This is a genomic window from Catenulispora sp. MAP12-49 (assembly GCF_041262705.1).
Taxonomy (GTDB): Bacteria; Actinomycetota; Actinomycetes; order Streptomycetales; family Catenulisporaceae; genus Catenulispora.
The window spans coordinates 133918-156643 of record NZ_JBGCCP010000023.1 but is presented as its reverse complement, the minus strand read 5'-3'; the positions used below and the strand labels follow the sequence as shown (position 1 = coordinate 156643).

The 22726-nt window shown below is 71.7% G+C and carries 22 protein-coding genes; 11 read left to right on the top strand and 11 right to left on the bottom strand.

Annotation, left to right across the window (positions count from 1 at the left end; all coding sequences use genetic code 11):
- Nucleotides 1-7: 7 nt before the first annotated feature.
- Entirely contained in the window at nucleotides 8-1273 is a 1266-nt protein-coding gene (locus tag ABIA35_RS33455; protein WP_370360627.1) for a flavin-dependent oxidoreductase, read from the bottom strand.
- Between the two features lie 168 nt (nucleotides 1274-1441).
- Here ABIA35_RS33455 and ABIA35_RS33450 point away from each other — a divergent pair, with 168 nt between their 5' ends.
- The 4 genes from ABIA35_RS33450 to ABIA35_RS33435 are packed head-to-tail and all read left to right on the top strand — an operon-like array spanning nucleotide 1442 to nucleotide 4484.
- Nucleotides 1442-2407 carry an SPFH domain-containing protein gene (locus ABIA35_RS33450; protein ID WP_370360626.1) on the top strand — a complete coding sequence of 322 codons (966 nt, stop codon included), beginning with the start codon at nucleotides 1442-1444 and terminating at the stop codon, nucleotides 2405-2407.
- 51 nt (nucleotides 2408-2458) lie between these two features.
- Nucleotides 2459-2701 (top strand): hypothetical protein, encoded by a 243-nt coding sequence (locus ABIA35_RS33445; RefSeq protein ID WP_370334861.1) that lies wholly within the window; start codon nucleotides 2459-2461, stop codon nucleotides 2699-2701.
- Nucleotides 2698-3711, top strand: coding sequence for an ABC transporter ATP-binding protein (locus tag ABIA35_RS33440; RefSeq protein ID WP_370360625.1), 1014 nt, complete (start codon nucleotides 2698-2700; stop codon nucleotides 3709-3711). Before ABIA35_RS33445 ends, ABIA35_RS33440 begins: the two co-directional genes overlap by 4 nt.
- Nucleotides 3708-4484: an ABC transporter permease gene (locus ABIA35_RS33435; RefSeq protein ID WP_370334865.1), complete on the top strand. Its 777-nt coding sequence runs from the start codon at nucleotides 3708-3710 to the stop codon at nucleotides 4482-4484. Before ABIA35_RS33440 ends, ABIA35_RS33435 begins: the two co-directional genes overlap by 4 nt.
- Here ABIA35_RS33435 and ABIA35_RS33430 read toward each other — a convergent pair.
- Nucleotides 4462-5340 (bottom strand): LysR family transcriptional regulator, encoded by an 879-nt coding sequence (locus tag ABIA35_RS33430; protein ID WP_370360624.1) that lies wholly within the window; start codon nucleotides 5338-5340, stop codon nucleotides 4462-4464. The genes ABIA35_RS33435 and ABIA35_RS33430 overlap by 23 nt on opposite strands.
- A gap of 76 nt (nucleotides 5341-5416) precedes the next feature.
- On the opposite strand from ABIA35_RS33430, the gene ABIA35_RS33425 reads away from it, so the two are divergent.
- A complete protein-coding gene (locus tag ABIA35_RS33425; protein ID WP_370360623.1) occupies nucleotides 5417-5920 on the top strand; it encodes a cupin domain-containing protein in 504 nt (167 codons plus the stop codon).
- 107 nt (nucleotides 5921-6027) lie between these two features.
- A complete protein-coding gene (locus ABIA35_RS33420; RefSeq protein WP_370334869.1) occupies nucleotides 6028-6159 on the top strand; it encodes a hypothetical protein in 132 nt (43 codons plus the stop codon).
- Between the two features lie 62 nt (nucleotides 6160-6221).
- Here the strand turns inward: ABIA35_RS33420 and ABIA35_RS33415 are convergent, their stop codons facing one another.
- Nucleotides 6222-6680, bottom strand: a complete 459-nt coding sequence (locus tag ABIA35_RS33415; protein ID WP_370334871.1) for an Lrp/AsnC family transcriptional regulator — start codon at nucleotides 6678-6680, stop codon at nucleotides 6222-6224.
- A 26-nt stretch (nucleotides 6681-6706) separates the two neighbouring features.
- On the bottom strand, nucleotides 6707-7957 hold the full coding sequence (locus tag ABIA35_RS33410; RefSeq protein ID WP_370360622.1) for a Glu/Leu/Phe/Val dehydrogenase dimerization domain-containing protein: 1251 nt from the start codon (nucleotides 7955-7957) through the stop codon (nucleotides 6707-6709).
- Nucleotides 7958-8142: 185 nt separating this feature from the next.
- Between ABIA35_RS33410 and ABIA35_RS33405 the strand changes: the two genes are divergently transcribed.
- Nucleotides 8143-9339, top strand: coding sequence for a hypothetical protein (locus tag ABIA35_RS33405; protein WP_370360621.1), 1197 nt, complete (start codon nucleotides 8143-8145; stop codon nucleotides 9337-9339).
- A 30-nt stretch (nucleotides 9340-9369) separates the two neighbouring features.
- On the opposite strand, the gene ABIA35_RS33400 is transcribed toward ABIA35_RS33405, so the two are convergent.
- Nucleotides 9370-10659: an NAD(P)/FAD-dependent oxidoreductase gene (locus ABIA35_RS33400; RefSeq protein WP_370360620.1), complete on the bottom strand. Its 1290-nt coding sequence runs from the start codon at nucleotides 10657-10659 to the stop codon at nucleotides 9370-9372.
- Between the two features lie 50 nt (nucleotides 10660-10709).
- On the opposite strand from ABIA35_RS33400, the gene ABIA35_RS33395 reads away from it, so the two are divergent.
- On the top strand, nucleotides 10710-11228 hold the full coding sequence (locus ABIA35_RS33395) for a hypothetical protein (RefSeq protein WP_370334878.1): 519 nt from the start codon (nucleotides 10710-10712) through the stop codon (nucleotides 11226-11228).
- Nucleotides 11229-11367: 139 nt separating this feature from the next.
- Here the strand turns inward: ABIA35_RS33395 and ABIA35_RS33390 are convergent, their stop codons facing one another.
- The 5 genes from ABIA35_RS33390 to ABIA35_RS33370 all read right to left on the bottom strand — a co-directional run bounded on the left by ABIA35_RS33390 (nucleotide 11368) and on the right by ABIA35_RS33370 (nucleotide 16368).
- Nucleotides 11368-12141 carry an SDR family oxidoreductase gene (locus ABIA35_RS33390; protein ID WP_370360619.1) on the bottom strand — a complete coding sequence of 258 codons (774 nt, stop codon included), beginning with the start codon at nucleotides 12139-12141 and terminating at the stop codon, nucleotides 11368-11370.
- Between the two features lie 25 nt (nucleotides 12142-12166).
- Nucleotides 12167-12796: a dihydrofolate reductase family protein gene (locus ABIA35_RS33385; protein WP_370360618.1), complete on the bottom strand. Its 630-nt coding sequence runs from the start codon at nucleotides 12794-12796 to the stop codon at nucleotides 12167-12169.
- The gene (locus tag ABIA35_RS33380; protein WP_370360617.1) at nucleotides 12793-14187 is read right to left on the bottom strand and encodes an FAD-binding oxidoreductase; all 1395 of its coding nucleotides are present in this window, start codon (nucleotides 14185-14187) and stop codon (nucleotides 12793-12795) included. The genes ABIA35_RS33385 and ABIA35_RS33380 overlap by 4 nt, the downstream gene beginning before the upstream one ends.
- Before the next feature lie 99 nt (nucleotides 14188-14286).
- On the bottom strand, nucleotides 14287-15048 hold the full coding sequence (locus ABIA35_RS33375) for a hypothetical protein (RefSeq protein ID WP_370360616.1): 762 nt from the start codon (nucleotides 15046-15048) through the stop codon (nucleotides 14287-14289).
- A gap of 21 nt (nucleotides 15049-15069) precedes the next feature.
- Entirely contained in the window at nucleotides 15070-16368 is a 1299-nt protein-coding gene (locus ABIA35_RS33370; RefSeq protein ID WP_370360615.1) for an RNA polymerase sigma factor, read from the bottom strand.
- Between the two features lie 198 nt (nucleotides 16369-16566).
- On the opposite strand from ABIA35_RS33370, the gene ABIA35_RS33365 reads away from it, so the two are divergent.
- Together ABIA35_RS33365 and ABIA35_RS33360 are read left to right on the top strand one after the other, a co-directional pair.
- On the top strand, nucleotides 16567-18105 hold the full coding sequence (locus tag ABIA35_RS33365; RefSeq protein ID WP_370360614.1) for an FAD-binding oxidoreductase: 1539 nt from the start codon (nucleotides 16567-16569) through the stop codon (nucleotides 18103-18105).
- Between the two features lie 128 nt (nucleotides 18106-18233).
- The gene (locus ABIA35_RS33360; RefSeq protein ID WP_370360613.1) at nucleotides 18234-19658 is read left to right on the top strand and encodes a hypothetical protein; all 1425 of its coding nucleotides are present in this window, start codon (nucleotides 18234-18236) and stop codon (nucleotides 19656-19658) included.
- 6 nt (nucleotides 19659-19664) lie between these two features.
- On the opposite strand, the gene ABIA35_RS33355 is transcribed toward ABIA35_RS33360, so the two are convergent.
- Nucleotides 19665-20867, bottom strand: a complete 1203-nt coding sequence (locus ABIA35_RS33355; RefSeq protein ID WP_370360612.1) for an ABC transporter substrate-binding protein — start codon at nucleotides 20865-20867, stop codon at nucleotides 19665-19667.
- A gap of 182 nt (nucleotides 20868-21049) precedes the next feature.
- On the opposite strand from ABIA35_RS33355, the gene ABIA35_RS33350 reads away from it, so the two are divergent.
- A complete protein-coding gene (locus ABIA35_RS33350) occupies nucleotides 21050-22711 on the top strand; it encodes an MFS transporter (protein WP_370360611.1) in 1662 nt (553 codons plus the stop codon).
- Nucleotides 22712-22726 lie beyond the last annotated feature (15 nt).

Below are 22726 nucleotides of genomic sequence, written 5' to 3'. Positions count from 1 at the left end.
ACCCGGTTCACCGCACCGACAGCGAAGCCCGTGCGTTCAGCGCGTCGGCGTCGAACCCCGTCGTGCTCCGGAACGCCTCGTCGATGGCCGTGATCTCCGCCGCGCTCAGCACGTCCTCGACCGCGCCGAACCCCTCCGGCGCCCGGTCGGCCACCAGGTTCAGGATCCGGTCCATCGGGAAGGTCCGGTTCGCCGCCACCACCGCCGCCGTCGCCGGCAGCCGCAGCGCCTCGTACGCCGCGAGCCCGGCGGCCGGGTCGTCCGCGTGCGCGGCCAGCAGCTGCGCCAGGTGCCGCGCGTCGAGGATCGCCTGCGAGCCGCCGTTGGACCCGATCGGATACATCGGGTGCGCCGCGTCGCCGAGCAGCGTGATGCGCCCGCGGCCCCAGAACGGCAGCGGATCCCGGTCGACCATCGGGTACTCCAGCACCTTCGGGCTGGACGCCATCAGCTCGCACACGTCGACGCCGCCCATCGTCCACCCCTGGTAATGCGGCAGCGCCTCGGCCAGATCCCCGGCCCGGTCCCAGTCCGGAACCTGCGCGGCGTCGGAGTCGACGCGCACCTCGGCGACCCAGTTGATCAGGACCCGTCCGCCCTCGCCGCGCGGCGCGGAGATGGGATACACGACGAACTTCGCCGCCCGGTTGCTCCCGGCCCACATCATGCTCCGGCCGGTGAGGAACGCGTCCCCCTCCGTGCAGCCGCGCCACATCTTGATGCCGCTCCAGCGCGGCGCGCCCTCGTCCGGATGCAGCTGCGCGCGCACCGCCGAGTTCAGCCCGTCCGCGCCAATGACCAGGTCGGACTCGAAGATCCCCAGGTCCTCCCCGGCCCGACCGACCAGTCGACTCAGGACCTTGTCACCTTCCCGCCGCACTTCGGCCAGCGCCGTGGACGTCCGCACGCTGTCCGGCCCGAGCCGGTCGCGCACCGCCGCCAGCAGCATCGCCTGCAACTCGCCCCGGTGCACCGAGTACTGCGGCCAGTTGTATCCGGCCCCCATGCCGCGCGCCTCGGACCAGATCCGGTTCCCGAACCTGTCCATCACGACCACCTCGGCCGTGGGAACCGCGATCCGCTCCAGCTCCGGCCCCAGGCCCAGCTCGATCAGCTCGCGCGTGGCGTGCGGCAGCAGGTTGATGCCGACGCCCAGCGGCCGCAGCTCGGACACGGAGTCGATCACCTGGATCCCGGTGGCCACACCGGCCGCGTGCAGGCTCAGGGCGGCGCTGAGCCCCCCGATTCCGGCGCCGACGATCAGTACCCTCACAGCTGCTCCCTCGTTCGCGGTCGGCGTCATTCGCAGACCACCTATATACGAGCATTGAACATCAACTCCGGGCCACCACGCGGCGTGGTGCAAAAAGTGATATCACTTTGCTAGAGTTTTCTTCCAGACCACCGAGGCTAGGCACGCCGGCCCGAGGAGACGTCCGCCATGTCCACCACTCCCGTCACACCGCCACCAGCACAACCACCGGCACAACCACCCGCCCAGCCACCCGCGCAGCCGCCGACCCCGCCCGCCGTCCCGGGCCTGGCCGCCGCCGCGCCGCCCCCGCTGACCGAGCACCCGGCCTGGAACATCACCGGCTGGCCCATGCTGATCCTGGCGGTCGCCGCGATCCTGACGGCGATCCTGATCCGGGTCGGCGTCCCGGGCGTGAACATCCTGTTCTCGATCGTCGCCGCGCTCCTGCTGATCGGCCTGACCCCGGTCGCGCCGGGCCGGGCCCGCGTGGTCACGCTGTTCGGCCGGTACCTCGGCACGGTGCGCACCACCGGCCTGCGCTGGGTCCCGCCGCTGACCGCGCGCCGCGCGGTCTCCACCCGGGTCCGCAACCACGAGACCGCGACCCTGAAGGTCAACGACGCCGACGGCAACCCGGTGGAGATCGCCGCCGTCGTGGTCTGGCAGGTCCACGACACCGCGCAGGCCGTCTACGCCGTCGACGACTTCGTGCAGTTCGTGGCCATCCAGGCCGAGACCGCCGTCCGGCACACCGCGACCAGCTACCCCTACGACGCCCGCGGAGAGGACCAGATCTCGCTGCGCGAGCACGCCGACGAGATCACCTCCCGGATGTCCCAGGAGATCGCCGCCCGCGTCGCGCTGGCCGGCATCGAGGTCGTCGAGTCGCGCATCACGCGCCTGTCCTACGCGCCGGAGATCGCCCAGGTCATGCTGCGCCGCCAGCAGGCCGAGGCGATCGTGGCCGCGCGGCAGCGGATCGTGCAGGGCGCCGTCGGGATGGTGCGCTCGGCGCTGGAGTCGCTCAACGAGGAGGACATCGTCGACCTCGACGAGGAGCGCAAGGCCTCGATGGTCAGCAACCTGCTCGTGGTGCTGTGCAGCGAGCAGTCCACGCAGCCGGTGATCAACACCGGCACGCTTTACCAATAGGGCTCCACCAGCAATAGGGCTCTACCAGGAGGAAGGCAACCCCGCCCGCGCATGGCTGACCGCAAGCAGATCCTGCTGCGCCTGGACCCGGCCGTCCACGACGCTTTGGCCCGCTGGGCCGGGGACGAGCTGCGCAGCACCACCGCCCAGATCGAGTACCTGCTGCGCCAGGCCCTGACCCAGGCCGGCCGGATGCCCTCGGACGTCGGCAAGATGCCGCGGCGCGGCCGTCCGCCCAAAACGGAGGATGTGGAAGACGTGGCACCGGATAGCGAAGGACAAGAGGGACCATGACCGAGGACCCCGTACTCGTCGTCGACAAGCTCACCAAGACCTTCGGCGCGCGCACCGCGTACTCCGACGTGACCTTCAGCGTCGGGCGCGGGGAGGTGTTCGGCTTCCTGGGCCCCAACGGCGCCGGCAAGACCACGACCGTGCGCAGCCTGGGCACCCTGATCACGCCGACGTCCGGCCGCGCCACCGTCGCCGGCATCCCGCTGGAGGCCGACAACGCCGTCGAGATCCGCAAACGCATCGCGATCATGACCGAGGCGCCGGGGCTGTACGGTCGGCTCTCGGTCACCGAGAACCTCCAGTACTTCGTCGGCCTGTACCACCTCTCGGACGGCGCGCGGCGCATCAAGGACGCGCTGGAGGCCGTCAACCTGAGCGACCGCGCGAAGGACACCTGCAACAGCCTGTCCAAGGGCCTGCGCCAGCGCGTCGGCCTGGCCCGCACGCTGCTCAACGACCCGGAGATCCTGTTCCTGGACGAGCCCACCTCCGGCCTGGACCCGGTCGCGGCGCGCGGCGTGCACGACCTGATCAGCGGGCTGCGCGACCGCGGCGTCACCATCTTCTTCACCACGCACCGGCTGGCCGAGGCCGAGTCGCTGTGCGACCGCGTGGCGATCCTGAACACCACGCTGCGGACCATCGGCAAGCCCTCGGAGCTGCGCGAGCAGCTGTTCCACAAGAGCCTGGTCGTCACCACGGCCGCGCCGCTGTCCGATCCCGGGCGGGTCTTCACCGGGCTGCCCGGGGTCGAGAGCTGGGACTCCGAGGGTTCGGACGCTGGGCGCTCGACCCCTGGGCGCTCGGACGCCGCGGGCTCGGATTCCGGAGGCACCGCGCCGGGCTCGTACCGCCTGGCCGTCGGCGATCCGGCCGTCGCGGCACCGGAGGTCGTCAGAGCCCTGGTCCACGCCGGGGCCGACGTGTTGTCGGTCGGCGAGTCCCGGCACTCGCTGGAAGACGTGTACCTGTCCCTCGTCAACGAGGATGTGGAGGCCACCCAGCGATGAGTGCGCTGCGAGCGATCCAAGCCGTGCGGTCCGGCCGCATCGACGCCACGCGGGTGCGCGCCGTGGTGCGCAAGGAGGTGACCGACTACCGCCGCAACCGCTTCGTCCTGGTGACGATGACGGTCCTGCCGATCGTGTTCCTGGTGAACCCGATCATCAACATCTTCACCGCGCCGACCGGCGGCATCTCGCACACCGCCCTGGAGGCCCGCGTCGGCTCCACGATGCTGTTCCTGCTGCTGGTCCCGGTCATCCTGCCGGCCACGATCTCGGCGACCTCGATCGTCACCGAACGCGAACAGGGCACCCTGGAGCCGGTCCTGACCACGCCGGTGCGCAGCGAGGAACTGCTCATCGGCAAGGCGCTGGCCGCGCTGATCCCGGCGGTGGGCATCGCCTACGCGATGCTCGGCATCTTCCTGCTGGCCGTGAAGCTGTTCGCGCACCAGCAGATCGCCGACGCGGTGCTGGAGGGCCCGCGGATCCTGGCCCAGGTGCTGTTCGTCCCGCTGCTGGCCGGCTGGGCGATCTGGGCCGGACTGGCGGTGTCGGTACGTGCCAACGACGTGCGCGTGGCGCAGCAGCTGGGGACGCTGGCGAGCCTGCCGCCGCTGGCCATCGCCGCGCTGATGGCGTTCGACGTGATCACGCCGACGTTCCGGGTGGCGCTGCTGTTCGCGGTCGGCCTGCTGGTCCTGGACATCGGGGCCTACCGGCTCATCGCGCCGATGTTCGACCGCGAGCGGCTGATCACGGCGCGGCGCTCGAAATAGCCGCCAGCAGCGCCTGCGCGGGCCCGGTCGGCGGCCGGCGTCCGGGGACGACCGCGCACAGGTCCCGGTACATCGGCGGCGCGAGCGGGACCGCGCGGATCTCGGTGTCACCGGCGGGGATCGCACCCGGCGGCAGGATCGCCGCGCCGGCCCCGTGCCGGACGAACTCTACGAGGTAGTGCAGGTTCACGACCTCGGCGACGATCCGCCGGGCCAGCCCGGCCGCCGCGCAGGCGGTGGAGATCTGGGCCTCCAGGCCCGAATCCAGCCGGTAGGCGAGGAAGTCGCGGTCGCGCAGGACCGGATCGTCCAGCCGGACCTCGGCGGCGCGCGCCAGCGGATCGGCCGCCGGGAGGGCCAGCACCAGCCGGTCCCGGCCGAGCCGGACGCGGGTGAGCCGGGCGTCGACCGGCCCGTCCACGAACGCGATGTCCAGGTCGGCCTCGGCGACCGCGCGGGCCAGCGCCCCGGCCGCGTCGTGGGTGAGCCGGACGGTCACCGCGGGGTGCCGGCGCCGGAAGTCTGCGAGCACGGCCGGGAGGTCCACCGCGGAGAAGGTCTGGATCGCGCCGACGTGCAGCCGGCCGTGCAGGACCCCGCGGACCCCGGCGACCGCGTCCCGGCCCTCCTGCGCGGCGGCCAGCGCGCGCCGTGCGGCGGGCAGCAGCGCCTGGCCGGCGGCGGTGAGCGTGACCTGGCGGTTGGTGCGGACGAACAGGGCGTCGCCGAGTTCGTGTTCCAGGGCCGCGATGGCCGCGCTCAGGCCGGACTGGCCGACGTGCACGCGCGCGGCGGCCCGGGTGAAGTGCCGCTCCTCGGCGACGGCCACGAACTGCTCCAGCTGCCTGAGCTCCATGCATCGACTGTATCGATGCACATCAGCGGATACATCTGTTGGACTGATGACCTGGTGCGGCGCGAGGCTGGATCACATGACGAACCTCGGAATCAGCCACGAATCCGGCCTCTACCCGCCGGTCCTGATCCGCGCCGACGAGGCCGAGCACATCGCCTCGCTCGGCCACTTCCTGCTGGCCGACGCCGACGTCACCGGCGGCCACCTGAGCAGCCACCGCGTCGCGCTCGCCACCGGCGCGGACAGCGCGGTCCCGCACTACCACCGCGGCTCCTCGGAGCTGTTCCATGTGCTGGACGGCCGACTCGACGTCCTGGTCGGCGACACGGTGCAGACCGCGGACGCCGGCGACCTGCTGATCGTCCCGCCGGGCCTGAGCCACGCCTTCGGCGCGCACCCGGGATCGACGGCCGAGGCGCTGATCGTGATCACGCCTGGGGTGCGGCGTTTCGAGTACTTCCGCCTGGTCGAGCGGACGCGCGCCGGGCTGGAGCCGCCGGAGACGCTGCGCGGGACGCAGGAGCGGTTCGACACGTTCTTCGTCGACAGTGCGGTGTGGGAGCGGGCGCGGGCGCGCTGATCAGCACGGCTGACGACCGCCGCCGGACTCCGGCCGCCCCGACTGTGAGCCCCATAACTCGCCAGGCTAGTGTTGCCGCGATATCGACCTGCGAAAGGCATTCGGCAATGGCGGCCCAGAAGCGTCCGGCTCAGCAGAGCGTCAACATCAGCACTGTCAGCGGCAAGGAGATCGCGCTGATCGTCCTGGCGATGATCGTGCTGGCCGGTGCGGCGGCGAGCTTCGCGCTGCTGGGCTGAGGATTCGCCCGGCCGCTCAGGCTGGCTCCGCCCCGCCGCTCAGTTTGGCACAGCCCCGCTGCTCAGTCCGGCAGCCGCTCCGGCGCCGCCTGGTGCACCTGCTTGAAGATCACCGAGGTCCGGAACCCGGTGACCTCCCGCCGCTTGGCGATCCGGTCGGTCAGGAACACGTGCAGCCGGTCCAGGTCGGGCACGCCGACGTGCAGCACGAAGTCGTCGCCGCCGGAGAGCACGAACGTGCTGAGCACCTCCGGCAGCGACGAGGCGAAGTCGGAGAAGGCGTCGATCACGCTCCGGCTCAGCGGCCTGATCTGCACCGCGACCAGCGCCTGCACCCCGCGGTTGAGGGCCCCGGTGTCGATCTCGGCGTGGTAGCCGCGGATCACGCCCCGCCGGGTCAGGGACCTGACCCGCTCCAGGCACGTCGAGGGCGCGACACCGAGCGTGCGGGCCAGTTCCCGGTTCGACCGGCGCGCATCGGCTTGCAGGAGGCGGACGATCTCCGCGTCGAGGTGATCCATTCCCCGATCCTGGCATCCGCTCCGACTCAGCGAGTCCCCGCCCCGGCCGCGCCGAGCCGCGCACGCACCAACTCCTCAGCGACCGCCGCCAGTGTCACACCCCGGCTTTCGGCACTCAGAAGCAACCCGGCCACGGTGTCCTGGATACCGAGAACCCGTTGCAGCGCCTCATCTTCAGCGCACGCTTCGAGCTCAATGCTGACCGCCTTGATGACGCCGCCGGCACTGGCGATGTAGTCCGGGACCCAGGCGATGCCGCGCTCGTGCAACGCATCGGCGACGTGTGCGACCGCGAGCTGGTTATTGGCCGGCCCGACGACGGCCCGGCACCGCAACTCCGGCACGATCTCCTCGGTCAGCACCCCGCCGAGCGCGGCCGGCACGACGATGTCGACGTCGGCGGTCAGCGCCTCGCGCGGATCGGCGCACCATGTCGCGCCGAGGCGATCGGCGAGCGCCTTCTTGCCGGCGTCGATGTCGCTGAGCACGAGGTCGGCACCGGCCTCGGAGAGCAGCGTCGCGATGCGTGCGCCGACGCTGCCCAGGCCGACGACGGCGAGGCGCAGGCCATGGAGCGGATCCGCGCCGCCGCCGCTGAGCTGAGCCCTGCCGTTCTGCGCATCGCTGAGCCGCGCGCCGCCGGGCCGAGCCCCGCCCAGCTGCGCATCGCCGAGCTGAGCATCGCCGAGCCGCGCGCCGCTGCGCTGAGCCCCGCCGATCTGCGCATCGCTGAGCTGAGCATCGCCCAGCCACGCGCCGCCGATCTGAGCCCCGCCGAGCTTCGCGCCCACCGCCCGCAGCGCCGCAACGGTCCCGGCCGCCGTCGCCGGCGAGGAGTCGCCACTGCCGCCCTCCTCGGCCGGCTTGCAGAACACATGCCGCGTCAGCTCCCCGATCACCACCATGTCCTGCGGCGAGGTCCCGACATCGGGCCCGGTCGCGTACCGACCGTCCAGCGACTCGATGGCATCGGCGACGTCATGCAGGATCTCGCGCTTACCGGCCGACGTGAGCACATGCCCCACCGGCATCGCCACCACCGTCTTGCCACCACCCCGAGCCAACCCCGCCGCCGCGAACTTGGCAGTCATCGCCGCCGACAGCCGCAGCGCATCCTCCAACCCGTCCTGCCAATGCGCATACCGCCAGATCCGACACCCACCGGCAGCCGGCCCCAAGACCGAAGAATGCATCGCGACAAAGATCGGCAACCCGGAACGCACCCCGGTACGAATGAGCACCGACTCGTGATCAGACCACTGAGCAAAACCGGGCATGGAAAAACCGCCTCTCGGACGAACGACCGCTTCGACGACCCACGATCGGGCATCCGCCGTGCCCCGCGAGCACCCGCCGAACGAACGGCCGGAATAGCCACCCGGCCGCCGCACGCGAGCGAACGTGGTTCGGCAAGGCGGGGTGGCCGCCGGTCAAACGTCCGGCGCGACTAGCCTGTCGTGCCGTGACTGTTGTCGAGGTTGTGGCGCGCGCAAAAGCGGATGCCGTACGCGAGATCGAGCAGCTGGTCTGCCACCCGCGGCTTCCGCTGTTCGCCGTCGTGGACGCGGAGCGTCCGGCGATCCACGTCTGGAGCCACGAGGCGGGGCGCCTGAACGAACTCGCCGCCGTGGGCACAACCTCGGAACCGTACGGCGATTCGTTCGGCTGGGCACGGATGAAGCGGGCCCCGGCTTTGGCATGGCATCCGCACCAGCCGCTCCTCGTGGCGTCGACTGAGCTCGGCGGGTCGGTGAAGTGGACGCAGGCTGGGTTCTCCGAGCTCGAAGGTGTGCCGGCCGGCGCGCGCTACCGCTATCTGGCGTTCAGCCCCGACGGCCGGGCGCTGTGGGGATCACCGTCATCCGCCGGCGGAAAAGACGCGTGGCAGAGCTCTGATGTGATTGATCTCGACTCGGGCACCGTCGGCACAGGCCCTCAATGGGACACCGGCGTCGCGGCGCACCCCGGCGGCGGTTTGGTACTCACCCTCGCCAGCGACCAGGGCGCGACGCTCGGGCTGTTCGCGCGCGTCGATCACGAGTCCGCACCCGGTGCGATGCGCATACTCCGCAGAGCGCTGATTCTCGACGCCGACGGCTACAGCACGCCGATCTTCAGCGCGGACGGACGCCATTTCGCGGTTCGGGGCAACGCCTACGGTCACATCCTGGAGGTGTTCGAGTTCCCCTCGCTTCGACGCGTTCTCGCGACGTCTCTCGACGAGCCCGGTCGGCGCAATCGGGAGGACATCGGGTTCGGGGCCCGCCCCGGCGTGCTCTGGATCGGAAGGCCCAGCGGAACGCTTGTCGAACTCGACCTTCAGGCCCAGAGCGCGATCGAACACGACGTCCTGCCCGGCACGCCGTTCTCTGTACTCAGCGCCACGGCAGCAGGCGATCTCCTCATCGCCTCCGACGACGGAGAACTGATGCTGGTATCCGTGATCGCCGACACCGCCCCAGAAGCGGTCGCGGCTTTCCTGGACAGCACCGCCGAGGTCCCCGACAACTCCAACCCGGAGCCGCACCTGATCCTGACCAACGGAACTCGCACCTGGGACGCCGAAGGGCTGGAAACCGTCACCGCCGCCGAGGCCACAGATCCGTCGTGGTTGCAGCTCCAGGCCGCCGTCAACAAAGCACGCGGCACCGCCGACTGAGCGTGCCTGCGGCCCCTCGCCACTGACCCCTCACCCCGCCAAATAGGCGTGCACCAACATCACCGCCATCGACCCCTCCCCCACCGCGCCGGCAACCCGCCGCGCAGACCAAGCGCGCACATCGCCGGCGGCAAAGACGCCGGGCACCGTCGTCTCCAAGTGATACGGCGCGCGCGCCAAAGGCCAGCCCGGTTCGGCAGCACCGGCAGCACCGGCAGCACCCGCAGCCGCGATGTCGTTCCCCGTGACCAGGCACCCGTCAGCATCCCACAGGAAGCGCGGGCCCAGCCAGACGGTGTCGGGGTCGGCGCCGATGAAGGCGAACAGCCAGGTGGCGTCTGCTGTCTCGGTGGTGCCGGTGCGGGTGTCGCGCAGCGTCAGGCGCTCCAGGTGGGTGTCGCCGGCGGCGCCGGCGACCTCGGTGTGGGTGCGGACCTCGATCGTGGGGATGGCGTCGATCTGCTTGATCAGGTAGGTCGACATCTCCCGGTCGAGGGAGTCCCCGCGGACCAGGAGGACCACCTTGCGGGCGCATTCGGAGAAGTAGATCGCGGCCTGGCCCGCCGAGTTGGCGCCGCCGACGATGTACACGTCGTGGCCGGTGCACAGGGGTGCCTCGGTGAGGGCGGCGAAGTAGTAGACGCCGCGGCCGGCGTAGTCGGCGACGCCGGGGGCGTGCAGGGTGCGGGTGTTCGCGCCGGTCGCGATGATCAGCGCGCGGCCGGCGACGCTGCCGCCGTCGGTGAAGCCGACCGTGAAGCCGCCGCCGGTGCGGTCTTGCAGGGTGTTCGCGTGCCGGGTCAGGACGAGTTCGGCCCCGAACTTGGTCGCCTGCCTGCGTGCGCGGTCGGCCAGGTCCGCACCGGAGATGCCGTCGGGGAAGCCGAGGTAGTTCTCGATCCGCGAGGTGAGGCCCGACTGGCCGCCGATCGCCCACCGTTCGACCACCACGGTGCGCAGCCCCTCCGAGGCCCCGTAGACGGCCGCCGCCATCCCGGCCGGGCCGGCGCCGACGACCACCAGGTCGTACACCTCGCCGCCGGGATCGGTGTGCAGGCCGAGCCACTCGGCGACCGGTTCGAGCCCGCGCGGCCGCGACGCGCGCAGCACGCGTCCCGCGTCGTCGATCAGTACCGGGGTGTCCGCGGCGGCCAGATCATGCTCGGCCAGTACCTGTGCGCCGAGCGGGTCGGCGGGCCGCAGCCAGGTGAAGGGGACCTCGCTGCGGGTCAGGAAGGTCCGCAGCACCGAGCATTCCGGCGACCACTGATCGCCGACAAGGGTCACGGCCGGCCGCGCCTCGTTCTCCTCAGCAGGCATACCATCGACAGTAGAACGGGTTGCCGCCGGACGCATGGCACAGTTGGTCCGTGACTCCGCTGATCGACTTCGCCGACCAGGCGCTCATCAACTTCCTCGAGCACGACTTCGTGCCTCCCTCGCACCACGGCTTTCGCTGGATCAACATCAAACGGTTCCGGATACCGGCCGCCCCGGCCGACGAGCGCCTGCTGAGCACGCTCATCGACGACGGCCAGTTCGAGGACGGATACATCGGCGGGGGCGCCGACCCCGGCAGCGGCGTCCACGGCCCCTACCACCTCGGCCGCATCACCCCCGCCGCCTACCAGGCCGTGGACGTGGACACCGCGATCGGCGAGCTCGACACGTGGGCCCGCCAGCTGGGCGCTCTGCCTCCGACCCTGGCCGACGTGCTGGAGGAAGAGGTCTACGCGCCCATCCGCCGGGCGGGGAGCCGGTACCGCCTCGCCGAACTCGGCCAGGACGCGATGCACGACCTGGGCTTCATTCCCGCCGAATTCCACGAGATCGTCATCGTGGCGCCCGAGGTACACCTGCTGACGCTGATCGTCGCCGCCGACGACTGAGGAGCCGGTCGCCGGCCGCTGCTACGGCGACTGATCCCCAGTCCGGCCCTCCGCTCTGTGGTGGGCACCATGACGCTGCCGGCAACGTCTACATCGACCTGCCGTTCTTCCCCCCGTGACGAGAACGAGTAGCCACTGCTTAGGAGTGGAACTCCCCCGCGTCCACGTTCAGGCTCTGCCCGGTGATCGCCCTTGCCAGGTCGGAGGCCAGGAACAGGACCGCGTTGGCCACGTCGCCGGGGTCGGGCAGCCGCCGCAGGTCGAACGCGGCGGCCGTCTCGGCGTAGACGTCCTCGACGCTCACCCCGCGCTCAGCGGCCTGATACGCGAACCAACTCTTCAGGCCCTCGGTCCAGATGTAGTTCGGCACCACGGTGTTCACCCGGACGCCGCCGGGGCCCAGTTCGGTGGCCAGGCTGCTGCCCAGGGAGCGCAGCGCCGACTTCGAGGCCTTGTACGCGCCGAAGTTCGGGCGGGAGTGGTGTACGACCGCCGAGCTGACCATCACGATCGAGCCCGCGCTCGCGGTCAACGTCGGGGCCAGCAGCTGCACCAGACGGAGCGCGGCCAGCGCGTCGGTCTCCAGGGAGGTGCGCACGGCGTCCAGGTCCATCGTGGCCAGGTCGCCCATCGTCGGCGGCGCGAAGGCGTTGCTGACGAACACGTCGACGCGGCCGAAGTCCTCCAGCGCGCGCTCGGTCAGAGCCCTGCAGGACTCCGGGTCGAGGATGTCGGTGGGGACGGCCAGCGCGCGCCGGCCGTGTGCCTCGACCTCGGCGGCCACCGTCTTCAGGATCGTCTCGGTGCGGGCGGCCAGGACGACGTCGGCTCCGGCCGCGGCGCCGCGCACGGCGATCTCGCGGCCCAGGCCCGGGCCGACGCCGGAGACCAGCATCACTTTGTCGGACAGCATCTTCGTCCTCTTCCTTGCTCGTGGCTCACTTGATGATGCGGTGGAAGACGTGGGTCACGCCTGATGACAGCTCCACCCGGGCCGTGGCCAGCATGATCGAGGGATCCGTGGGCGGGGCGAACAACGGGACGCCGCCGCCGAGCAGGACCGGGACCACATGCAGACGCAGTTCGTCCAGCAGCCCGGCGGCCAGGCACGAGGAGATGACACGTCCGCCGCCCATGACCGCCACGTCTTTGGCGCCGGCCGCGGCGACCGCCTGGCGGACGGCGGCCGCGACGCCTTCGGTGACGAACTCGAAGTCGGTGCCGCCGGACATCCGGCGCGGGGGCAGCGGCCGGTGCGTCACGACGAACACCGGGATGTGGAACGGGGGCTCGTCGCCCCAGGCCTTCTCGCCGTGGTCGAACATGCGGCGGCCGATGACGGCCGCGCCGGTGCGTGCGAAGAAGTCGCCCATGATGTCGGCGGGCGTGCCGTGCTCGCGGCGTTCGCCCCACTCGCCGTCGGCTTGGGCCTGCCAGGATGCGAGGTCGAAGAGCCAGCGGTGCAGGCGCTCGCCGCCGATGCCCAGCGGGTGGCGGTCCGGGCCGTCGTCGGGGCCGGCGACGAAGCCGTCAAGGGATACCGAGATGTCCGCGATCACCTGGGTCATGACATCTCCCGATTCATGGTCTCCGGCATCGCGTCGCCGCGGAACAGGCCGTCGGGGTCGACCCGGGCCCGGACCCGCTCGATGGCGAGGATGTCGTCCTCGGACAGGTGGGCGCGCGGCCGGTCGAGTCCTTTGACGAACCCCGGTGCGGTACGCCGGGTGTCCCAAGGGCGCAGTGCGGCGCGCATGGTGTCGCAGTGCCCGATGATCTCCGCCGGGGTGCCGCGCAGCTCCGGGACTCCGGCGCCCATGTAGGCGAAGCGCTCGTCGAAGTGGTTCAGCGCGCCGCCGGAGGGGTCCGCGACGGCCATCCGGCCGCCGAGCTGGCGCAGCTCGGCGACGATCAGCGGGGATCCGGAGCCGGGGCCGGTCGTGCGCAGGAAGGCGGCGATGCCCTCGCGGCCCGGTTCGGAGAGCAGGAAGTGGTCGCCGATGAAGGTGCCGGGCTCGTCGGGGTCCATGTGGACCTCGGGGACGGTTTCGGGGCCGGCGGCCTGCCAGGTGTCCAGGACCGGTTCGCCGACCGCCCGGAGCGGGGCCAGGAGTTCCCGCGCATGCCCGGCACCGAGCGCGACGCCGGCCATGCACACCACCGGGCCGCCCTTGAGCATCGGCGGGATCATCGGCAGGTCCGGGAGGTTCATCACGCGCAGGGAGGTCGAGACCTCCTCGGGTGCGCGCAGCGTCCAGTCGTACCAGGCTTCGACGACGGCCTCGGCGTGCGCCCACGACCAGAAGGCGGCCCCGGTGACCAGCTCGGCGACCGGGAACAGCGCGAGCTCGACGGCGGTCACGACACCGAGGCCGCCACCGCCGCCGCGCAGAGCCCAGAACAGCTCAGGGTCCTGCGTCAGGCTGACCCGCCGCAGCCGGCCCTCCGCGGTGACCAGCTCGATCGCCCGGACGTGGTTGGCGGCCAGGCCGAGCTTGCGGCCGTAGAGGCTGACGCCGCCGTGCAGCAGGTAGCCGACCGCTCCGACGGTGCCGGAAGTACCGTGCGCGGCCACGAGTCCGTGCGGTGCGGCGGCGTGGACGACCTCGTTCCAGGACCTCCCGGCGGGAATGTGGGCAAGGCGGCGCTCGGCGTCGATCTCGACCCCGCCGCGCAGGATCGGCCGGATGAGGACGGCGCCGTCCATCGGCGTGGCGGCGGCGGCCGAGTGTCCGGTGGTGTGGACGCGCACGCCCTGCCCGCGCGCCGCCGCGTAGCCGATCGCGGCCTGCACGTCGGCGACGCTGGTGGTGGTGACCGCCGCGGCGGGATGGGCCGGTCCGGCGAGGTTGTAGACGGCGGTCGCCTCGTCGTAGGCGGGATCGCCCGCAAAGGCGATGCCAAGGGCGACGGTCGGCGGCGGCGGCGTGGCTGTGGTCGCGTGGACGGCTTCTGACATGGCGGCTCGGCCCCTTCCTGCTCGCCTCTCAGCGTGCGGGCCGGGGCGCCGCGGGCTCATCCGCCAACGTGCTCAGCGTGGCCGTGGGGCCGGCGAGTCCTACTGCGGCAGCACCCCGCCGTTGTCGGCGATGGCCAGGGCCACGGCGACGCTCATGAACAGCGGCTGGCCCGTGGACATGTAGTTCCTGCCGTCGGCCTTCCCCTGCTCCGAGGCCCTCTGGTTGTCATGCATGAAGACCTCGCGGCTGACAACAGCCCCCGTCGACAACCGCGCGCCGGGCGGCAGGTCGGCACCGGCCTCGACCACCTTCACGGCACCGAACAGCAACCGCACCACCTGGTCGGCGTCCTCCGCGCTCAGTCCGGTCGCCTGCGACAAGCGGCCGGTACCGTTGGCGATCGCGGGCTTCGTGCCCCAGACGCGCTGGATGTCGCCGAGGTACACCGGGCCGTCGGTCAAGGCGTCGCCGACCTTCACCGGCGCGCCGTCCGCGACACGCAGGGTGCGCCCGCCGAGCCGGGTGTAACGCCAGGCCTCCGGGTCGCTCCATCGATACCTGTCGGCCTTCATGCACCGCGATCCGCCGAGATCGTCGGTCACCCGGCGGGCCCGCGGGCGGAAGTCGGGCCTGAATGGTGAGACGGTCAGCAGGACGCCATCCCCCCAGTGGTGGACGTAGCCGTCGTTGGCCGCGACCCAGGCGCGCCTTCGCGTGCTGGCCAGAAGCAGGGTGCGAACGGCGCTGGGCTGCCGAGTTCCGGCGATCGCGGCGAGGATGCGGTCGGAGTCCGCCTCGGGGACGCCTGTCAGGGTCATCAGCCGAGTCAGGTCGGCGAGGAGTGCGTGGTCGGTGAACACGCCGGCCACTATGTCAGCCGCCTACCCCAATCCCGGTCCCGCCGCCGATCCCGCTCCCGCTCCGCCTTCCAAAGCCGCGGCCACCCGCTCCGCCTGCTCGGCCAGATACCGCCGCTCGGGCCCGCTGGCGGCCTGACTAGCCGCCGTCCGGTACGCCTCCTGCGCCCCCGGGAGGTCGCCGTCCATCTCCAGCAGGTACGCCCGGACCGCGCTGAGCCGGTGGCTGCCGGCCATCCAGCGGTCCTGCTCCAGCGGCTCCAGCAGGCCCAGGCCTTCGCGCGGGCCCTTGACCATGGCCATCGCCACCGCGCGGTTCAGGCGGACCACCGAGTTCGGGGCCAGCTGCTCCAGCAGGTCGTACAGGGCCAGGATCTGCGGCCAGTCGGTCTGGCCGCCTTCGGGGGTCTCGACGTGCACCGCGGCGATGGCGGCCTGGAGCCGGTAGGGGCCGACGCCCGGGCGGGCCAGGGCCTGGACCACCAGGGCCAGGCCCTCCTCGGCCAGTTCGGCGCTCCACTGGGAGCGGTCCTGCTCGGCGATCGGGACCAGGGCCCCGTCGGCCTGGGTGCGGGCCGGGCGGCGGGCCTCGGTGAGCAGCATCAGCGCCAGCAGGCCGGCGACCTCGCCGTTGCCCGGCAGGACGCGGTGCGCCTGGCGGGTCAGGCGGATGGCCTCGGCGGTGAGGTCCGGGCGCAGCAGGTCCTCCCCCGCGGTGGCGGCGTAGCCCTCGTTGAAGATCAGGTACAGGACGTGCAGGACCGCGCGGGTGCGCTCGGCGCGCTCCTCCTCCGGCGGCATGCGGAACGTCATGCCCGCGTCCTTGATCAGCTGCTTGGCGCGGGAGATGCGGCGGGTCATCGAGGTCTGCGGGACCAGGAAGGCCTGCGCGATCTCCTCGGTGGTCAGGCCGCCGACCGCGCGCAGGGTGAGCGCCACCTGCGAGGACGGGGTCAGGGCCGGGTGGCAGCACAGGAACAGCAGCATCAGGGTGTCGTCGTCGGCCGAGACCCGCTCGTCGTCGTCCGGGGCCGGGGCCAGCGCGGACTCCGCCGGCGCCATCGTCGCGACCGTCACCTCGCGGGTGCGGCGCGCCTGGTCGCTGCGCCAGTAGTCGGTGAGGCGGCGGCCGGCCACGGTGAGCAGCCAGGCCCGCGGGTTGTCCGGGACGCCCTCGGCCGGCCACTGCGTGGCGGCGGAGACGAGCGCCTCCTGCACCGCGTCCTCGCAGCCGTCGAACTGCCCGTGGCGCCGGACCAGCGCGCCGAGGACCGAGGGCCTGAGCTCCGCGAGCAAGCTTTCCAGCCGTTGGTCGGAACGCACCAGCTCATTGTATATGCGCGGGGCCGCACGGCCCGCCGGGACATGCGCGAGCGCACACGGCGAGATGCCCCCGGAGGCGGGCCGGTGGCACGGTCGGGGCAGGGACCGCGCAGCAGTTCAAGCACCGGATCAAGCATCAAATCAAGCACCGGATCAAGCACCGGATCAAGCACCGCCCGAACCGCCGAGGAGGCCGCCATGACGGACCCGACCGCCGCCGTCGTCACCCGCGACGACCCCCGCTACCCCGCCCTCGTCGAGGGCTACAACCACCGTTTCGTGGGCCGCCCCGAGCAGATCCGGCTGGCCCGCGACGCCGACGACGTCCGGGCCGCGGTCCAGGAGGCGGTGGACTCCGGCCGGCGGGTCGCCGTCCGCAGCGGCGGCCACTGCTTCGAGGACTTCACCGCGCACCCGGACGTCAGGATCCTGATCGACCTGTCCGCCCTGGACCACGTCGGCCACGACCCCGCCCGCGACGCCTTCGTGGTCGAACCCGGCGCCCGGCTGGACCACGTCTACCGCACCCTGCACGACGGCTGGGGCGTGACCATCCCGGCCGGCACCTGCTTCGAGGTCGCCGCCGGCGGGCACATCGCGGCCGGCGGCTACGGCCCGCTGTCCCGGCGCGACGGCCTGGTCGTGGACCACCTCGCGGCGGTCGAGGCGGTCGTGGTCGGCGCGGACGGCCGGGCGCGCGTCGTGGTGGGCACCAGCGACCCCGGCGATCCGCACCACGACCTGTGGTGGGCGCACACCGGCGGCGGAGGCGGCAGCTTCGGCGTCGTCACCAAGTACTGGCTGCGCACACCGGGGACCCCGGACGCCGAGCCGTCCCGCCAGCTCCCCCGCGCCCCGCGCGCCGTGCTCCGGCGCGACACCATGTGGTCCTGGGACGCGGTCTCCGAGGCCGATTTCACCACCCTGCTGCGCAACTACTGCACCTGGTACGAGGAGAACAGCAAGCCCGGCGCGCCGGCGACCGCGCTGTGGAGCAACCTGATCATCACCCACCGCTCGGGCACGATGCTCATGCTGACCTCGGTGATCCCCGACGACGCACCGGACGCCGCGGAGATCCTGCACAGCCACACCGAGGCCATCGCCCGCGGCATCCAGGCCGCGCCGATGTCGGCGACCGCCGAGACCACCGATACCGCCAAGACTACCGATACCACCGAGACCGCCCCGTGGCTGGACACCTGGCTGCCGTCCTACAGCTGGCCCAGCGACCCGGCCGGACGTTACAAGAACAAGGCGGGCTACCTGCGGCGCGGCTTCTCCGACGCGCAGATCGCCGCGATCTACCGGCACCTGTCGTCGACGGACTACGACAACCCGATGGGCTGCCTGGTGGTGACCGGATTCGGCGGCCAGGTGGGCGCCGTGGCGCCGGAGGCCACGGCGGTGGCGCAGCGCGACTGCATCCTCAAGGCCTCCTACAGCACCGGCTGCTGGACCGACCCGGCCGACGACGAGCGCCACCTGGCCTGGGTGCGCGACTACTACCGCGACGTCTACGCGCATTCCGGCGGCGTGCCGGTCCCGGACGCGATCAACGACGGTTCCTACATCGGCTACCCCGACACCGACCTGGCCGACCCGGAGTGGAATCGTTCGGGGCTGGACTGGTCGGCCTTGTATTTCAAGGAGAACTATCCGCGGTTGCAGCGGGCGAAGCAGGCTTATGATCCGCTCGACGTGTTCCACCACGGGCTTTCGGTCCGGCTTCCCTGACCGGCGAGGGTTGCCGGTTGCCTTCTCACCGGCGTGTGCCCGGAGTCGATGGACAGGCGGAACAGGCGCTGGTTGAATCCTCAGCGGACTATCGCAGAGGTCATAGTTACCCGCCAGGGGGCGCCAGGATGTCCGTCACTTTCACCGTCGGGGTGCCCCCGGCCGTCACGGCGCTGGCTCAGCAGCGGGAGCTCGGGGCGCGCAAGGCCGTCTTCTGGCGGCGCGCCACCAGGGCACTGATTCTGTGGCCGCTCACGCTCGTGGTGATGGCCGTCGCGATCACCATCGGGTTGCTGGGTTGGCACCTGCCGGCCCTCGTCCTCGTCGCAGCCCTGCTGGTGGGGATCGGGCTCTGGCGGTACAGCGGCACGCCCGAGTGCGTCGTGGTGTACGAGCACGGGCTCGTCTGCTGCCTCGGCCGACAGCGACGGTCCGTGCGCTGGGACGAGGCGCACTACTCGTGGCGGGGCGCGGCCGACATGGCGATCCTGCCGCAGGAGGACGCCCTGGAGGAAACAGGCCTCGCCGACGCGCCGGATCTGACGGGGACGGACGGCCGGATCATGCTGCGGCGGGTCTCGGGGATGGACCGATTGCAGCAGCTCGTCGACGCCGAGTTGCAGCTGCGCGCGTTCGACCGGGGCCGCGCGCAGCTCGAGGCGGGGGAACAGGCGGACTACCCGCCACTGGCCATCACCGCTGCCGGCATCTTCGCGAACACGGGGAAGGGCACTGTCAACGCGCGGTGGGCGGCGCTCCACTCATACGGCCACGTCGGAGGCGTCGTCGTCATCAACGCCTTCTTCAAGGACGCGGCCAAGGGCAGGATCGCCAAGGAATGGTTCCGGGGGCTCGTGGCGGACGCGACCGCCGCCCACCGGGTGATCGCCGCGACCAACCCCAACCAGGGCACGCCGCAGGCGGAGGAGGCCGCCGACCTGGTGGCGGACGACATCATGGCCGAGGCTGCCGAGGTCCAGCAGCGCTCGCGGCAGCGGCACCGGTGGGCCGTCCTGCAAGGCGCCGCCTTCGCCGCCGTGGTGCTCGGCGGCGCCGCCATCTCCACGATCCACCTGCCCGAACACGGGCTCGGCTACTCCGCGGTGTGCGGCGGGCACCCGGCTTCCCGCGCCGCGTCCTACAACCCGGGCAACGGCCCGCATCCCATCGATTTCGAAGGCGGCTCCGGCGGCTTCGCAGGAGTCAGCGACAATGCCGGGGTCCTGGACGACGAGTACGGCCAGTGGATCCCCGCGAACGCGGCCGACGTCCAGCTCGTCGCCTGCGTCACCGGGGTCAAGACCGATGCCACGATCGGGAACTGCGACTACGAGGGAGGAGTGGATGTGCCCCTGAAGAACGAGCAGTACACCCTCACTGTCTACGCGGCGCAGACCGGGACGCAGGTGTTGTCACCGAAGGAGATCGACGGCGACCCCTCGACCTGCCCGGACTCCATCGAAACGGACAACGGATCGGGACCGTCGTCCTTCCACGCCAAGCTGACGCTGTCCGACGTCGAATCGGCGGTGCAGGCTTTGGTCAACAACTGACGGCCGTCAAGCGCGATGAGCGCGGCACCGTTCGTTGTACTCGTCCAGCAGCCGCTGAGCCTCGACATTGGCCGCCGCGAAGCGCCAGGCCGGGTCCTCCTCGCCGAGCAGCACGTCGCGCATCGCACGCGCCATGGTGTCCTGGATGCGGTCGGCCTCGCCGATCAGGGCCCCGAGCGCCGCCGGGGAGCGGTCGGAGGCGGCCAGCTGGTCCAGGGCGACGGCCGGCGGCGTGCGGCGCCGCGCCGCGTGCTCCGGCGCCATCAGGTACTGCAGGAACGCCAGCGCGCCGTCCCTGACGGCCGGCGCCAAGCCATCCGTCAGCCAGATCGCGTCCCCGCCGACACTGTTGCCGGCAAAGGGGAACCTCCCGCTGTAGGGCATCCGGCCGGCCGCGACCTCGAAGCCGTGCTCGCGCCCCGCGAGCGAAAGCCGGTCGGCCTCGGCTGAGGATCCGAGGATGAAGGCGACCTCCTGCTCCGCGAAGGCGGTGAAGGTGTCCTGCCAATCCTGCCGCGCGTAAAGGTAGCGCCCTTGGCGGTGCATACGGCGCCACCAGCCGACGAAGGCCAGCATCTCCGGGGAGTCCAAGAGCATCTTCTCCGCGCGGCCCCGGCGGCCGTTGCCGTGGTCGGCGAGAAGACCGCCGGCTTGGGCGACCGCCTGCTGGAAGATCTCGCCGTGGTTCGGCCAGGCGATGGCATGACGAACGCCGGGCACGCCGCGCACCGCCTCGCACGCACCCTCGACCTCGTTCCAGGTCTGCGGCAGGCGCGTCACGCCGGCTGCCTCCAGAAGGCGGGTGTTGGCGTACAGGAGCGTCGTGGAAATCAGCGTCGGGACGGCCAGCAGTACTCCGTCGTAGGAGTACGCGGCGCGCGCCGCCGCCAGGATGTCGGCGGTGACGACGGGGTGCCCGAGGATCTCCTGGCGGCCGTCGATCGCGTCGTGGACGGGCACGAACAGCGGGCCGCCGGATTCCGAGCGCATGTCTCGGGCCTGCTGGGTCGCAGGGTACGGATACTGCACCAACGTCGGCCTGCGGCCTGTGCCGGAATCGCCTTCCCGGATGTTGATCACGTACTCGGGGTGTAGCTCGTGGAACGACGCCGCGAGATTCCAGATCCCGTCAACGGAGAGCGGGTCCGAGCAATGGTGCGGCAACCACACCTCGATCGCCACTTCGGCCGCACGAGCGGTCCTCGTCATGCCGCGCTCCTCAAAGGTCTGCTTCCCCAAGCCTCCCCGCGCGCCCGACAGGCGGCACCTCCCCGATTGCCGGACCCGCCGGGGTCCGCATCTTCGGAGACGGCCACCGCGCACCACGGCATGACGATGCTCATGCGGGTGCTGCCAAGCACGCAGCCCCGGGCGCGGAGAAAGGACGTCTCATGCAAGACGCGACTTCGGGAGCTGCTTCGGGAACCCCGGCGCCGGCGGCCGTCGCCCGGGCCGGGCGCAAGGAGTGGGTGGGCCTGGCGGTCCTGGCCCTGCCGGCGCTGCTGGTCGCCATGGACATCGGCGCCTTGTTCCTGGCTCTGCCGCATCTGAGCTCCGACTTGGGGGTCACCGGTGCCCAACAGCTGTGGGTGACCGACATCTACGGCTTCATGCTGGCCGGGTTCCTGCCGACGATGGGGACGCTCGGGGACCGAGTGGGGCGTCGCAGGCTGCTGCTGATCGGCGCGACCTTCTTCACCCTCACGTCGCTGTTTGCCGCCTACTCCACCAACGGCACCGAGCTGATCGCGGCTCGGGCGCTGCTGGGTGTGGCCGGCGCGTCGCTTTCGCCGTCGACGCTGGCGCTGATCAGCACCATGTTCCACGACCCCAAGCAGCAGAAGCAGGCCATCGGGATCTGGTCGACGTGCCTGTTCGGCGGTACGGCGCTGGGCCCGGTCATCGGCGGGGTCATGCTGGAGTACTTCTGGTGGGGCTCGGTGTTCCTGCTCGGCGTGCCGGTGATGGTGCTGCTGCTGGCGGTGGGGCCGAAGGCGTTGCCGGAGTTCCGGAATCCGGACGCCGGCCGGCTCGACTACCTCAGCGTCCTGATGTCGCTGGGCGCCGTGCTGCCGGTCGTGTGGGGCGTCAAGGAGTTCGCCGCGGGCGGTGCGGCGAACCCGGTGCCGGCCGGCGCGGCGATCGTGGCGGGCCTGGTGGTGGGGGTGCTGTTCGTGCGACGGCAGGGCGCCCTGGCCCATCCGATGATCGACATCGGCTTGTTCCGGCGGCGGGAGTTCACCGGGGTCCTGCTGGTGATGTCCCTGAGCTCGCTGGCACTGGCCGGCATGGGCATCATGAGCAGCCAGTGGATCCAGAGCGTCGCGGACGTCTCGCCGGGCGCCGCGGGCCTGCTCCAGGCGCCGACGGGCTTCGGGTTCGCGGTCGGCACCGCGCTGTCGGCGGTGCTGCTGAAGTGGTTCCGCCCGGCGACCACGATGATCATCGGCGCCGCCCTCTCGGCGGCCGCGTACCTGGTGATCACGCAGGCCGCGATGACCGGATGGCTGGCCGCGGTGGTCCTGTGCTACACCCTCGCCGCGCTCGGCGTGGGCCCGACCTACGCGCAGGGCACGGGCATCGTCGTCGGGTCGGTGCCGCAGGAGAAGGCCGGCTCGGCGGCGTCGCTGTCGGAGACCTCGACGGTCTTCGGCTCGACCCTCGGCCTGGCCCTGCTCGGCAGCCTCGGCGCGGCGGTATACCGGCACCGGGTCTCCGCCGCCGCGCTGCACGCGATCCCCGGCGTCGACGCCGGCCAGGCGCGCAAGAACGTGGCCGTGGCCGACGGCATCGCCGCCGGGCTGCCGCACGACGCGGCCGAGGCGCTGCGGCACACGGCCGGGACGGCGTTCACCACGGCGATGGCCGTGGTCGCGCTGGCGTGCGCGGTGATCTGCGTCGGGACGGCGCTGATCGCCAGGCTGCTGATTCGCGATCTCGGGCCGGTGCCGGTGGGTGTGGAGACTTCGGCGGCTCCGGCAGGCCCGGCGGCTCCGACGGTTCCGGAGCAGGACACTGCGGCGGCTCCAGAACAGGACATCGCATCGGCCTGAGCGCCCCGTGACCGG